This window comes from Planococcus sp. TJ-307, assembly GCF_058268435.1.
The window spans coordinates 531,393-544,874 of record NZ_JBZDOJ010000002.1 but is presented as its reverse complement, the minus strand read 5'-3'; the positions used below and the strand labels follow the sequence as shown (position 1 = coordinate 544,874).

General features: G+C 39.5%; 17 protein-coding genes and 1 other annotated feature. Of the genes, 11 read left to right on the top strand and 6 right to left on the bottom strand.

Annotated features, from left to right (window positions below; translation table 11 throughout):
* Window positions 1-237: 237 nt before the first annotated feature.
* Window positions 238-570 carry a DUF3784 domain-containing protein gene (locus AC4EHK_RS09060; RefSeq protein WP_490978473.1) on the bottom strand — a complete coding sequence of 111 codons (333 nt, stop codon included), beginning with the start codon at window positions 568-570 and terminating at the stop codon, window positions 238-240.
* A 183-nt stretch (window positions 571-753) separates the two neighbouring features.
* On the opposite strand from AC4EHK_RS09060, the gene AC4EHK_RS09055 reads away from it, so the two are divergent.
* The 7 genes from AC4EHK_RS09055 (at window position 754) to AC4EHK_RS09025 (ending at window position 6,621) form a co-directional block, all read left to right on the top strand.
* Window positions 754-1,845: a glycerol dehydrogenase gene (locus AC4EHK_RS09055; RefSeq protein WP_490978472.1), complete on the top strand. Its 1,092-nt coding sequence runs from the start codon at window positions 754-756 to the stop codon at window positions 1,843-1,845.
* 160 nt (window positions 1,846-2,005) lie between these two features.
* Window positions 2,006-2,449: a GNAT family N-acetyltransferase gene (locus AC4EHK_RS09050; protein WP_490978471.1), complete on the top strand. Its 444-nt coding sequence runs from the start codon at window positions 2,006-2,008 to the stop codon at window positions 2,447-2,449.
* Between the two features lie 94 nt (window positions 2,450-2,543).
* Window positions 2,544-2,737: a binding site (T-box leader), on the top strand.
* Window positions 2,738-2,790: 53 nt separating this feature from the next.
* Window positions 2,791-4,221 (top strand): proline--tRNA ligase, encoded by a 1,431-nt coding sequence (proS, locus tag AC4EHK_RS09045; protein WP_490978470.1) that lies wholly within the window; start codon window positions 2,791-2,793, stop codon window positions 4,219-4,221.
* A 180-nt stretch (window positions 4,222-4,401) separates the two neighbouring features.
* Window positions 4,402-4,689, top strand: coding sequence for a hypothetical protein (locus AC4EHK_RS09040; RefSeq protein ID WP_490978469.1), 288 nt, complete (start codon window positions 4,402-4,404; stop codon window positions 4,687-4,689).
* 23 nt (window positions 4,690-4,712) lie between these two features.
* A complete protein-coding gene (locus AC4EHK_RS09035) occupies window positions 4,713-5,441 on the top strand; it encodes a HEAT repeat domain-containing protein (protein WP_490978468.1) in 729 nt (242 codons plus the stop codon).
* A 15-nt stretch (window positions 5,442-5,456) separates the two neighbouring features.
* A complete protein-coding gene (locus AC4EHK_RS09030) occupies window positions 5,457-6,035 on the top strand; it encodes a histidine phosphatase family protein (protein WP_490978467.1) in 579 nt (192 codons plus the stop codon).
* Window positions 6,036-6,060: 25 nt separating this feature from the next.
* Window positions 6,061-6,621, top strand: a complete 561-nt coding sequence (locus AC4EHK_RS09025) for a GNAT family N-acetyltransferase (RefSeq protein ID WP_490978466.1) — start codon at window positions 6,061-6,063, stop codon at window positions 6,619-6,621.
* Window positions 6,622-6,711: 90 nt separating this feature from the next.
* Here AC4EHK_RS09025 and AC4EHK_RS09020 read toward each other — a convergent pair whose 3' ends face one another.
* From AC4EHK_RS09020 to AC4EHK_RS09010, 3 genes are all read right to left on the bottom strand, one after another.
* Complete coding sequence (locus tag AC4EHK_RS09020; RefSeq protein ID WP_490978465.1) at window positions 6,712-6,894, bottom strand: hypothetical protein; 183 nt, start codon at window positions 6,892-6,894, stop codon at window positions 6,712-6,714.
* 129 nt (window positions 6,895-7,023) lie between these two features.
* Window positions 7,024-8,145, bottom strand: a complete 1,122-nt coding sequence (locus AC4EHK_RS09015) for an MFS transporter (protein WP_490978464.1) — start codon at window positions 8,143-8,145, stop codon at window positions 7,024-7,026.
* Window positions 8,146-8,207: 62 nt separating this feature from the next.
* Entirely contained in the window at window positions 8,208-8,735 is a 528-nt protein-coding gene (locus tag AC4EHK_RS09010) for a TetR/AcrR family transcriptional regulator (RefSeq protein WP_490978463.1), read from the bottom strand.
* A 195-nt stretch (window positions 8,736-8,930) separates the two neighbouring features.
* Between AC4EHK_RS09010 and AC4EHK_RS09005 the strand changes: the two genes are divergently transcribed.
* On the top strand, window positions 8,931-10,133 hold the full coding sequence (locus AC4EHK_RS09005) for an FAD-dependent oxidoreductase (protein ID WP_490978462.1): 1,203 nt from the start codon (window positions 8,931-8,933) through the stop codon (window positions 10,131-10,133).
* Window positions 10,134-10,185: 52 nt separating this feature from the next.
* Window positions 10,186-10,539 (top strand): hypothetical protein, encoded by a 354-nt coding sequence (locus AC4EHK_RS09000; RefSeq protein WP_490978461.1) that lies wholly within the window; start codon window positions 10,186-10,188, stop codon window positions 10,537-10,539.
* A gap of 133 nt (window positions 10,540-10,672) precedes the next feature.
* Here AC4EHK_RS09000 and AC4EHK_RS08995 read toward each other — a convergent pair whose 3' ends face one another.
* Window positions 10,673-11,083: a GNAT family N-acetyltransferase gene (locus AC4EHK_RS08995; protein WP_490978460.1), complete on the bottom strand. Its 411-nt coding sequence runs from the start codon at window positions 11,081-11,083 to the stop codon at window positions 10,673-10,675.
* A 92-nt stretch (window positions 11,084-11,175) separates the two neighbouring features.
* Window positions 11,176-11,676 carry a hypothetical protein gene (locus AC4EHK_RS08990; RefSeq protein WP_490978459.1) on the bottom strand — a complete coding sequence of 167 codons (501 nt, stop codon included), beginning with the start codon at window positions 11,674-11,676 and terminating at the stop codon, window positions 11,176-11,178.
* A 200-nt stretch (window positions 11,677-11,876) separates the two neighbouring features.
* Between AC4EHK_RS08990 and AC4EHK_RS08985 the strand changes: the two genes are divergently transcribed.
* Both AC4EHK_RS08985 and AC4EHK_RS08980 read left to right on the top strand, forming a co-directional pair.
* Window positions 11,877-12,710: an alpha/beta fold hydrolase gene (locus AC4EHK_RS08985; RefSeq protein WP_490978458.1), complete on the top strand. Its 834-nt coding sequence runs from the start codon at window positions 11,877-11,879 to the stop codon at window positions 12,708-12,710.
* A gap of 230 nt (window positions 12,711-12,940) precedes the next feature.
* The gene (locus AC4EHK_RS08980) at window positions 12,941-13,384 is read left to right on the top strand and encodes a Type 1 glutamine amidotransferase-like domain-containing protein (protein ID WP_490978457.1); all 444 of its coding nucleotides are present in this window, start codon (window positions 12,941-12,943) and stop codon (window positions 13,382-13,384) included.
* Window positions 13,385-13,482: the final 98 nt, after the last annotated feature.

The window sequence follows — 13,482 nt, the reverse complement described above, 5'->3', positions numbered from 1 at the left end:
ATGAATGGTCAAATGAAGAAATTCATTTATTATTCTTGGGAGAAGAGAATATCGAGTTAAAAAGCATATATTACGACAATCACGATTTTTTATTGGGGTATGAAATATTAGAAGTTCCAGCAAAGGAGTTTATTTTACAGACATTTCACAGAAATCAACATCTTAAAACCGAGCAAAACAATAAAAAATGAGGGCATTCGATCGAATCATCGAATGCCCTCATTTTTTAATTTAAATTTAGGAACCACCGTTCTTTTTATATCGATTTCCCGTATTCATATAAACCAATGCAATGACGATGGTAGCGATCATCAAACCAATCCCGATGGTTAATAACCAATTTGTTTGGAGATATCCGCCTAAGAAAATAAAGGCCATTGAAAACGTAATGCAAAGCATCATTTTTCCTGTCGCTTTGCATAAAGCTACCTCATCATATTTGGCCTTTTCTTCAGCCGGCATCGTGTTATATCCTGCAATCAAAAATGCGCCTTTTCCCCGTAATAAAATAAAGCTCAAAATAAGAAACAAAATCATTACACCAAGTGGAACCAGCATTTCAATTGCCATAGTGACAAATCCTCCTTCTTAAAAAACTATAGTAATCATATCGTTTCATTTCTTATAAAGTTTCATTTTACTGCCATTTTGAAAACATACTTTGTTTGCCCAGTTAAATTCCAGGGAACGATAGTATTTAGAGCGATTAGTTGAATGGACTATAATAACAAGATTTGAAAGGAGCAATACATTATGCAAAAGAAAGTATTTATTTCACCTAAAAAATATATCCAAGGTGCTGGGGTTCTTAGCGAAATTGGCGAAGAGGTAGCAAAAATCGGGAAAGCTCCACTCGTGTTATCGGATAGCATTGTTTGGGAAATTACCGGAACTACGGTAAAAGAAAGTTTTGAAGCAGCAAATACGTCTTACATCTACGAAGAGTTTACAGGCGAAGCATCCAATACAGAGATTACTCGTCTGACTGAAGTCGGCAAGAATAAAAAAGCAGACGTAGTCATTGGCTTAGGCGGAGGCAAAACCATTGATACGGCAAAAGCTGTGGGTGATGCATTAGGAATCCCTGTAGTTGTAGCGCCGACTACTGCGTCTACAGACGCACCAACAAGTGCACTTTCTGTTATCTATTCGGATGAAGGCGTATTTGAGGGCTATAAATTCTATAACAAAAACCCGGAATTGGTGTTAATTGATTCCAAAGTAGTGGTAGGCGCACCCATCTTCTTGCTTGCTTCCGGTATGGGTGATGCGATGGCGACATTGGTTGAAGTGAGAGCTTCACAAAAACGCAATTCCAATACTATGGCTGGCGGGAAAGCAACGCTTGCAGCCATTGCGATTGCGGAAAAAGCAGAAGAAATCTTGTTTGATCAAGGGATTGCGGCATACAAAGCAGCCAAACAAAAAATTGTCACACCACAAGTGGAAGCAATTATTGAAGCAAATACTTTATTGTCAGGATTAGGCTTTGAAAATGGAGGACTCGCTGCCGCTCATGCGATTCACAACGGATTTACTGCCTTAAAAGGGGATATTCACAAATTGACCCATGGCCAGAAAGTGTCGTACGGAGTATTGACGCAGTTGGTCCTTGAAGGCTATTCTGAAAAAGAGATTATGCGTTATGCTGACTTCTTTAAAGCAATTGAATTGCCAACCACCTTAAAAGATCTTCATTTGGACGATGTTGCTTACGAAGATTTGTTGGAAATCGGCAAATTGGCAACGGTGGAAGGCGAAACCACGCACAACATGAATCCAGAACTTACACCTGAACAAATAGCAGATGCTATTTTGGCAGTAAATGCATTAACGACTGCTTAATTTTAGTTGATCAATACCCCCAATGGACTCAACAAGTCCATTGGGGGTATTTTGGTTGGGAATAAAGAAACCGTTGAATCCAAATTTTGCTCTTTCTAAACACGTTACTTTATTTTACTATATATTACAGAAGTACTAATAAAAGAAAAGAGGCAATAGCATGCAGATAGAAAGAGTCACACTGGACATGGTGGAGCGGGTTGTTCCTTTATTTGATGGATATCGGCAATTTTACGGTCAGCAAGAAGATAAACAAGCAGCACAACAGTTTTTGGAAGAACGCATTTCAAAAGAAGAGTCGATTGTTTTTATTGCATTGGTGGAAGGCGAAGCAGCTGGCTTTGTTCAGTTGTATCCAGTATTTTCTTCTGTTTCCTTGAAGAGAGCTTATATCCTCAACGATTTATATGTTGATCCACGATTTCGCCAGCAAGGCGCAGGAAAGCGGTTAATGGAGAAAAGCTTTGCTTACTGCGAAGAAAATCATGCCCGCTTTGTCGCGCTTGAAACAGCAACAGATAATGTCCAAGCCCAGAAGCTTTATGAACACATGGGCATGAGCCAAGAAGAAATGCTTCACTACTCAAAAACTTGGGAAGAGTAAGATACAACTAGTTTTGACAGAGGATCATCTAATTGGTGTTGACTTGTTTCACTATTTCAATTAATCTGTATAAAATACAAATAGCATTCCATTCGCACGTTTAAGGACTAGTAAACAAGCTGTACTTTTTCAGAGAGGATATTGCAAGCTGCGAGATATCCAATGTACATTTGTCGAACCTGCCTTTCATATTCTGTATTGAAAAATGCAGCGGTTGATGCCGTTAGCCATTTCGAGAGTAAAGCTTTGCTTTAAATAAGGGTGGTACCGCCTTCAGAGGTCCCTTAGTTTAAAGTGGGGCTTTTTTGTGTTCCAAAATATTTATTAAAAGGAGAATGGACATGGCCAAACAATTAGTTGAACAAATTACCAACATGGATCAAGACTTTGCGAAATGGTACACAGATGTTGTCACCAAAGCAGAACTGATTGACTACTCGAGCGTACGGGGCTCTATGATCATCCGCCCTTACGGATACGCCATCTGGGAAAACATCAAAGCTTCGCTTGACCAGGAAATCAAAAACACGGGCCATGAAAATGTCTACATGCCATTGCTTATACCGGAAAGCCTGCTTCAAAAGGAAAAGGATCACATAGATGGATTTGCGCCTGAAGTGGCCTGGGTCACGCACGGGGGAGATGAGCAGCTGGCAGAACGCTTGTGCATCCGACCGACTTCAGAAGTTTTGTTTGCAGAACATTATAAAAACATCATTCATTCCTATCGCGATTTGCCAAAGTTGTATAACCAGTGGTCTAACGTTGTCCGTTGGGAGAAAACGACCAGGCCGTTTTTGCGGACGCTCGAATTTCTGTGGCAAGAAGGGCATACGTGCCATGAAACAGAAGAAGAAGCTAAGGAAGAAACTCTTAGGATGCTCGATGTTTATGCCGATATTTGTGAGCGGGTGCTGGCAATTCCAGTAGTCAAAGGGCGGAAAACGGACAAAGAGAAATTTGCGGGAGCAAAGTCTACTTACACGATTGAAAGTTTGATGCACGACGGAAAAGCGCTTCAATCCGGTACTTCACATAGTTTCGGTACCGGATTTGCGGAGACATTTGGAATCGAGTTTTTAAACAGGGAAGGGAAGTTAGAGCCGGTTCACCAAACTTCATGGGGATTCACGACGAGGATTATTGGCGCGATGATTATGGTCCATGGCGACAACAAAGGATTGGTGTTGCCGCCTGCTATAGCGCCAACTCAAGTACTCGTTGTTCCAATCGCGCAGCATAAGGAAGGCGTGCTGGATGCCGCCTATGCCATTCACCAATCGCTTCAAACTTCATTGCGGGTCAAGATAGACGCGAGCGATAAAAAGCCAGGGTGGAAATTCAGCGAGTCCGAAATGAAGGGAATTCCAATTCGTTTGGAAATCGGTCCAAAAGATATTGAAAATGAGAAAGTGGTGTTGGTCCGAAGAGATACAGGAGAGAAAATTGATGTAAAAAACAAAGATATCGAAACAACAATCGACCGGCTGCTTCAGGAGATCCAGAGCTCGTTGTACGACAAAGCATTGGAACATCGCTTAGCCAAAACAACCGTTGCTGTGAATATGGAGGAGTTTAAAACGAATTTGTACCATGTCGGAGGATTTATCAAGGCGATGTGGTGCGGCGACCAAGCATGTGAAGATCAAATAAAAGAACAGACGCAGGCGACTTCACGCTGTATTCCCTTTGAGGAAAAAGGCGTTTCTGATACTTGTGTGTATTGCGGAAGAGCTGCGAAAGAATTGGTTTATTGGGCAAAAGCATACTAGAGCTATATGCTTTAGTTAGCAAAGAGGAAGAGCTTCTTAATGAAGTTTCTTCTTTTTTATTTGGATAAGGACGAAAGTGATACTCCGAAGCAAAATACCTGGGGCAATTTGCAAAAAATGAAACTATCCTCTTCCGCTTTTCGTATAAATAACCATCAAAGGTCGATGAAGAGGTGAGAAATGCAATCCAATTCGGACGCAAAAACTAATTCAATTAAACAAATTGGCATAAGAAGCGTTATGAATTTATATGGTGCGTTTCTGTTTTCGGGATTACTTCTGTCTATTTATGCACATGAAATTAAAGATGTCGGTGGATTCCTGGTGTTTCTTCTAATCAGCAGCGTGCTTTATTTTCTGTTGTGGAATCTTTATTTTAAAAGCGAACGGTGGAAAAAGATGGTTTTTATTACGTTATGCTTTATTGCATTGTTCAGCCTGTTTATGGTGTTCTTTACAGCAGCTTAAAAGAGGAGTTGAACACTACAATCATGAGAGTTGAACAGAAAAGGATGGCAATTGAACAGTTGCTGGCTCGAGGTGGACCAGATGTCTTTCAAAGAATAGCAGAATATGCAAAAGAGGAGGATCGAGAAGTACGAATCATGGCTATAGAAGGTTTGGGAGGACTTCCTGTCCATCCGATGATTAAATCCACACTTTTGCCACTAACAGAAGATCCGGACGAAGAAATTCGCTATTTGGCTCTTGAAGCATTATGGGGGTACACGGGAGAAGAAGTTTTTATTGCCCACATTAGGCGATTGAAAGACTCAGACGAGCTGGTCCGCATGTCAGCGGTAGAAGGGTTAGGTGAACTGAAGGACGCCCGAGCAGAAAAATATCTTATTGAATCCTTACGTGATGAGGAAGAAATTGTCCGGAGAGATGCAGCAGAAGGACTTGGCAAAATTGGAGCCGCAACTGCCATTCCAGTACTACAAAAGCATCTTCAACAGGAAAAGAGCAGTTTAACCAAGGTGGGGATTTATACCGGTTTGTACTTGCTGGGTTCCCAAATTCATTTGCAATCACTCTTGAACTTATTGAGCGATCCTTCTTATGCAGTCAGATGCGCTGTTGCGAACACGGTCGTGACCTTAGCTGACCCAGAAAATGAAAAAAACATCAAAAAAGCGCTGAAAGCCGCATTACGAAGAGAGCCGACAATTTCTGGCCAATCCACCCTGCAAGAAGTATTGGATGAATTAAACTCATAGACTGGGGATGTAAAGTTGGAATTGATTTTTATTCGCCATGGGCAAGGTGAACACACTGTGAATTTGCCAGACAGCCTTCAACTGGCCAATCCTTCATTGACAGCTAAAGGATTCAGCCAAGCTGAAAAACTGCGTTCTACACTTTCGTTAACTGCTGAAGATGTATTAATTGTCAGTCCAACTTTAAGAACCCTTCAAACGGCAACGATTTGGAGTGCAGATATAGCGTGCCAAAAAATTATCCATCCTTTGGCAGCACCACGCATATTTCCAACGCGGTTAAATGCAGTTACATTACCATGCGATATATTGCTTGATTTAAAGCGGCTTCAAAGTGACTTTCCTAATTTCTCTCTTGCACCAAATCTGTCTTTGTCCTTATGGTCAGAAGGCATTAATACGCTATCTGAAGATGAGTTTGCTAACTTAGCTGAAGAGTTTATTGGGTTTTGCCAAAGTTTCAAATGCCACAAAGTTTATGTCGTTACACATGATGGGACCATTACTTCATACCGCCAAAAGATGTTAAAGCAAAAATTCACAAGAAAAGATTTTCTTGAAGAAACAGAATGGATTCGACTGGTGGTTGAGTAAGTTACTACTAGTCAAGGAGGAACCGATGGACCAAACAAATAAGTTTCCCACACTTAAATCCGAGAGATTGATATTAAGGCAAGTTACTGAAGAAGATGCAGCAAATGTACTTGAGTACTTGTCCAATGAAAAAGTAACCAAGCATATGGGAATTGAAGCCTTCAAATCACGGCAAGATGCAATCGATGAAATTTCTTGGTATAAATCAATTTTCGATAAAGATACTGGAATTAGATGGGGCATTACGATAAAAGGCCAGGAAAAAGTTATTGGCAGTTGTGGGTTTTTAAATGTAAAGTCTCAGCACCATCGTTCGGAAATCGGAGTTGAATTGAGTGAAGAGTACTGGGGAAAGGGAATTGCAGGTGAAGCTTTCCAGTCGGTTTTAGCATATGGATTTGAACGCATGAATTTGCAGCGAATCGAAGCTTTAATCGAACCGGCCAATACTCCTTCCCAAAAGTTGGTGGAAAAACACGGGTTTCAAAAGGAAGGTTTGCTTAGAAGCTATGAATTTACGTGTGGAAAGTTTGATGATTTGTTTATGTATTCGCTGCTCAAGCAGGAGTTTAAGAGTAAAAACTAGCTCTAAAGGAACTAATGAAGGAGCGAACAAGAATTCTGAAAGTGACTTTTCAACCTATGTGTCACTTTCAAAACAGATCATGACAGTTTTTTAATCTGAAGATTTTTTATAATATTTATCCGTAAAGATGATGTAAAAGAGCGTAATCACTGCAGATAGTGTAATGTTGCTAAACCACTCAAACGAACCGTGATTTATATAATCGAGTCCGACTAAAAAAACAAGCAATATCGTAAACAAGACTACGTAAAAATAAGGACGATTCAGTTTCATGACGATCCTCCTCTTCAAACACTAATGATTGTTTGTGGTTGCATCTCTTATTATGGCGATTGGCTTCGAAAAAAGTTTCTTGTTAGAATGAAATATTTTACAAATTTTAACCGGTGAAGTGTTTGTTCATTACTCCGAATAAATTTTCGTTTTGCAAAAAAGAAACAAGAGCCCAACGATCGCAAACACGTTAAAGGCAAAAGGATATGAAATTTCTTCTATCAACATGCCCGCAGCCATCGATCCGGCTGATTGGCCAATGCCCAGTGAAAAAAATGAGATGCTGACGCCAATAGAAGGTGAAGCTGAAAACTCGCGTGTGCCCCAAACGATAAACAGGCCCGTCATGAAGATAAAAGAAATTCCGAATAACAGGGCCGAGAAGTAGATGGCTTCTTGATTGGAAATGGTTAACAAGAAAATAGAAGCAGAGACAACTACAACGCCCAATCGGTAGGATTGATTTAGTCCAATGGATTGAATAATGGCTCCAGCAATCCCCCCAAGAATTCCTGCGCCTCCCATGATGATCCAGAAAACCACACTTTCATTTGTTGAAAGGCCATGAACAACGGTAACGTAACTTCTCGAAAAGGTCCAATATATAGAAGAACTGAAACCGATTCCGACAGATGCCAAGATCAAAAATCGTGCCTTTGTTAATAATTTCAAATTAAATCTATTCGATTTTCTTACTGAAGGGGTTTGTTTTTCTTGTTCAATTACAGATGCATTCCACCAGCAAACCACGGTTGCAAGAACTGCAAATAGCACGTAACTCCATCTCCATTGGTCTGTAAATAGTAAAGCTACAGGGCCCATCATAAAAATTCCAAAGCTCGTACCCGCATTAATCCACGTGTTGCCCTTATCCCGCAAATTCGATTTCATTGTATAAGACACCACTTGGCTAAATGCCGGTGAAACCCATCCGCTGCCGGATCCTGCAACAAAAGCGCTGAAAGCCAGCATATAGAATCCTTGGGAAGCTGCCATCCCAATCATTCCAAGGCAGGCAGCACCACCAGACAGTAGAATTACGTTTCGCGCATTTAGTTTATGAATAAATAGTGAAGACGTCAGCAAAGCGAGTGTATAAGCAATGTAGGCTGCCGAACTTACATAGCCCGATTGGCTTTCAGATAAATTCAAAGTCGAACTGATGTCGGGCAAAAACAAACCAAAACTGTATCGTGCAAAAGCATAAGTGACAGCCACCATGGCAATACCAGGCATAATAATTTTCCACATATTTTCATCTCCTAATTATAGATAGAACGGTCACTATATTTTTGGTTAAAAAAAGTAAGCAGTCAGCCTACTTCTAAGTGTTGCACTAAAGGGATGAAGGAATCTTCAACTTTACCGATCTCTATGGTTTCGGATAGGGAAGTGGCTCCTTCAAATAACAGGGATAGCTGCAAAGCGGTCAAAGTGGAGAGCCCACTTGATTGGAAAAACTGAAGCAAGTTTTCTTTGTGGGAATAAACCTTCTGAACAATCAATTGATCTGGAGCACTGCCAAACTCTTCTTTAGCACGCAAAAACATACAACCGTTAGGCGAACTATTTTTTAACCACACTAAGTGGCCAGCAGCAAGGCGATTCTCAATAGATCCTTTTTCGCTATTTTTAGCTTCCTCTAATAAATCGAAGTAACCCTGTTCTCTTCTGTTCAGAATTTCCAAGATAAGTTCTTCTTTGGAGCTAAAATGATTGTACAGTGTCATCAGCGCGACGCCAGCTTCCTGGACAATCGCTTTCAAGCCAATTGCGTGAAACCCATGGCTGTAAAAAAGACGTTCAGCGGTTACGAGCAAATCTTCTTTTTTGGAACTCATCGTATCCCTCCATTAATATTAGATATAACGGTCACTCTAAAAATAACACATAGAAGTTTATTGCACAATGTATTGGGATAAAAATTTTACTTGTTTGTGAAAGAAAGAAGTGGTAAATTTAAAAGTATATTTCATAAATAGTAATGGTTACGTTTTAAGTCGAAAGAGTAATAATGGGAAATGGGGAGGCGTACGATGTTTAAATGGATAATCGTGGGCGGTGGAATTCAAGGAATAACCATGGCCAGTTATTTGATCAGAAAACAGAAAGCCAAGGTAGAGGAATTATTAATAATTGACCGGCACACAGAGCCTTTAGCGAACTGGCATCGCTGTACTGCCACTATTTCAATGCCTTTTCTTCGATCACCCGGAGTCCATCACCTGGATATAAATCCGTTTGGACTGGGAGCTTTTGCGAAGGACAATGAATTTGACGACAGCGCTTCTTTTCTTGGAAGATTTAAACGTCCTTCTCTTTTGCTGTTTGAAGAACATTGCACTTGCATGATTCAAGAATTGGCACTGAAGAAATGCTGGAAAAAGGGATCTGTTGAATCTATTAGCCGAAAGAATACAGGTTGGCAAGTAAATATGAGTAACAGCGAAACGGTGCAAAGTGAGCAATTGATCTTGGCGATTGGCAATAACGAACAATTGCATTTGCCTGAGTGGGCTGCCATTTTGCAGGAAGGTACACATGCACCGATATACCACATTTTCGACATGTCCCTTCCGAGATTAGAGAAACTAAAACCACCATTCACCGTAATTGGCGGAGGCATCACGGCAGTCCATTTAACTCTCAAGTTAAACAAGCTTTTTCCAAATCAAGTAACGCTGCTAAAGCGCCATTCGTTTCGCATCCATGACTTTGATAGCGATCCAGGATGGCTCGGCCCCAAAAAGCAAATGGCTTTCCATAAAACACACAGCTACCAAAAACGGCGACAGCAAATCAAGGCAGCGCGTTATAAGGGATCCATTCCCCGTGACTTGTACATCAAACTGCTTCACCAAGTGCGAAAAAATCCCAATCTCACAACGGATGGCGAAGTCCATTTCGGCAGGTTTGAGAAAGGTGCGATAAACCTGTACGATAAGTCTAACCGATTGCTTCAGCAAAGCGGAACCGTCTTATTAGCTACTGGCTTTCAAACAACGCTGCCTGGGAAAGAGTGGCTGGCACCAGCGATAGAAGAAAACCATTTGCAATGTGCCGACTGCGGATATCCCATCGTTTCCAAAAATCTTCAATGGGCCCATAACCTCTATGTCATGGGGGCATTGGCAGAGCTGGAAATCGGGCCGATCGCCCGAAACATTTCCGGCGCACGCCAGGCAGCTGATCGCATTACTCAACAGGTTTATGAAAAAGCGACCCAGCAATCGGACTAAGCAAAGCACCTTGCTGGAATTGACCCTATCAAGTAAATAAGGAGAGAGTCGTATGAATGAACGATTAATGGACTTTTTGTGGAAGAGTGAAGTTGCCAAACTTCCTATCGGAAAAAAGAAAATTTATGAATACGTTGTACAAGCAGAAAATGGCTTGGCAGAAAAAGCTGCAACGGCAGATGAGTTCTGCAAACTGCTATTGGCCGATTCTCCTGTAACTGCGGCGATGAATCATTTTCAACTGCCTTATGAAAAAGTAGTCTTTACAATCATGAGCACTGAAGAAGAGCTTCATCATAAAGTCGAACAACGTTATAAAAAGGTAAAGTGGGTAGATTACAGCAAAGCGGTAGATTCTAAAAATGCCAATAGCAATGGGAATTATTTATTCTTGTTTGTGAACTAGAAAATCTTTTAAATAGTTGCTAGAAAAAGGATGGATAATTAATATTTTCTGTCAAATAGCTTCCATATTAAAACAAAAACGTATTCGACTTTCTCGAATACGTTTTTGTCATGGGAAATAATTAAACTTTGTGCTAATCCATCTTTGCAAAGGCCACTAGCGTTCCCTTATCACAAGATTCAAAGCCAGTCTTTTCATAAAAATGCCGAACATTAGGGGCTTCTTCGGTCAGGAGTACTTTTTGCCGGACATTTTTGAATTTTTCCAAAACCTGATCTACTAAACGAGTCGCAACCCCTTGATTTTGATGACTGTATTTTACCAAGATGTCTTGTATATAGATGATTGTAAAACCATCGCCAACTACTCTGATCAAACCAATTAACTGTTCCTCTTCCCATGCTGATAAAACATATAGGGAATTTGATAGTGATTTCTCTAATTGATTTAAATCTTTAGTGTATGCGTACCATCCTACATCTTCATATAAAGCAGCCAGCTCTCTTTGATCAAATTCCTTTGTTACTTTTAATATAATCGTCATTGTTTTTCCTCCTCAAAATTTTATTTTGAAGAGTTCAGGCGTAATTTTTCCACTGTCTTATGCCTCCTTTTCTACTGATAATCTATAAGTTTTTATTGGAGCAGTTTGCGTTTTTCTTCCCATGCCTTTAACAGGTTTTCATGATATTCTTTTGGCTTTTCAATCAAAATCCAATCAATAGAGTGTCCAGGTGTTGGCATCCATTTTTTTCGGCGAAGCCGTATTTTTTCGTGGTTTGTGTAGTGAGGATGAATTACAGTAGACCTCATTAAAATTTGAAACCACAAAGAAGATTTACGGATACTTTCGATTTCATCCCAATACACTTTTGCCCCTTTTAAGTCAATGACTACTCCTTCATTATCCCAATAAAAACCTCTGCCTTCCTTTCTTTTTTTCCAAAGATAAATGGGATACCAAATGAAGGGGAGAGGGAAAATTAGTGTGATGCCTACAAACTTAAGCGTTTCCAAAAATCCTTCCGACAATGTCTCTCTTATAGCCAACACACAGATGAATAGAATTAGAAATCCAAATAGTAAAAAAACTACAATTAAGGGGTATGAAATTTTGTAAATCTTACTTTTTTTCACTAAAATCGCTCCATTCTAAGCTCACTTCTTTTGAAAACTTAAAATTTGTTAATTCGCTTCCAATTTAAGTATAACTAACAATATGAGAAAGTAAATTTAATTAAAAAGTAAAATGGATGACGATTTTTCTTGAAAACTTCATTTATTATTTTTACATATATTGTATAATTAAATGAAAAGTCTGAAAAGTGGTGAATAAGATGTGGAGACAAAGGATTATTGAAACAGAACGAGGCGGTTTCGAAATATTTGAGCAAGGAGAAGGAGAACCATTAGCTGTGACGCATCTTTACAGCGAATTTGATGAAAGAGGCAATTCAATGGCGGCTTTCTTTTCTAATGATTATCATGTCTATCTTATTAACCTTCGCGGAGCGGGGCAGTCCGCTAAAGTTTTAAACCCAGAAGAATATAGCATGGATGAAACTTTAAAAGATCTGGAAGCTATAAGGAATGCACTCGGCTTTGAAAAATGGGCGTTCGCCGGACATTCTACAGGCGGAATGCTCGCCTTAAAGTACGCCATTAATTACCCGGCATCTCTTACTAAAATCATTGCTGGTGGAGCAGCTGCAAGTAATGGCTATGGAAAAGATCCAAATAGCATTTATTGCAAGGAAAATCCAAATTACAACCGTGTAATGGAAATCATGACGCTACTGAATAATCCGGAAACACCTATTGAAGTACGTCAAAAGATCAGTTACGAATGGGCATTGATGTCGTATCATTCCGAAGAAAAACTAAAAGTTGCAATGAAAAAGCCAAACAGTGGGAAAACTGTTGGACTGCGACTGGATTATTTTATTAGAAAGGAATCTCCAAATTTTGATATCCGCGAGCAAATAAAAGAAATTACCGTTCCAAGTTTTATTTATGCAGGAAGGTTTGATGCACAATGTCCTGTAAATTTTGGAGAAGAAATAGCAGAGTTGATTCCAAACGCTAAACTGACTATCTTTGAGTGGAGCAATCACAATCCTTTTTCTGAGGAAGAAGACTTGTTCCAAGAGTTTGTGAAAAAGACACTTTAGAATATGGAAAAGACTTTTGGAATAGCGAGGTGTTCTACTTGGCAAGGTTGTTCTTTTATAGCGATCAAGTTGTTGAATCAACTGGAAACAAAAGAATGGATGGTTTTCTTTTTAATGGATTAGATATCAAAAATACAAAAATTGGCTATATTCCTTCCACAGAAGATAAAGAAAAAGTACACTTTCTTAAAAAAACACAGTATTAGCAAAGTTACGGAATAGAAGATGTTATGTTTTTTGACCTTTATGATGGGTTTGATTCTTCAAAGATAAAGGATTTGTTACAGTGTGACATCATTCATCTTGCTGCTGGAAATCCAATTGAATTTAGCAAAGCGCTTGAGCGGCATAATTTTAAAAAAGTATTGCGAGACTATGCAGAAGCAGGTGGAACAATCGTTGGGGTAAGTGGAGGAGCAGTTCAACTGGGCAAGTCTATTAAACTTTTTCAGCTGTTTATAGGGGAGAATGAAGAACAGTTAGAAAGTTTAAACCTTACAGAGTTTGAATTTTTACCTCACTATAATCGCTGGACCAGTGAATATATAAGAAAAGTGCAGCAATATGCTAAACAGACGGATACTCTTGTTTACGCAGGAAATGATGGAGACGGACTAATCGTTGAAAATGGAAACCTCAAAATGATAGGAAATATCGTTTTGATTAATTCTTAAAGATCTTTCTTGAAAAGTTGATTTCGAACTTCCAAAAAATAACCTGTAATTATTCAACAATAATTTAATGTAACTCATTCTTTTTTCATATATTTAGT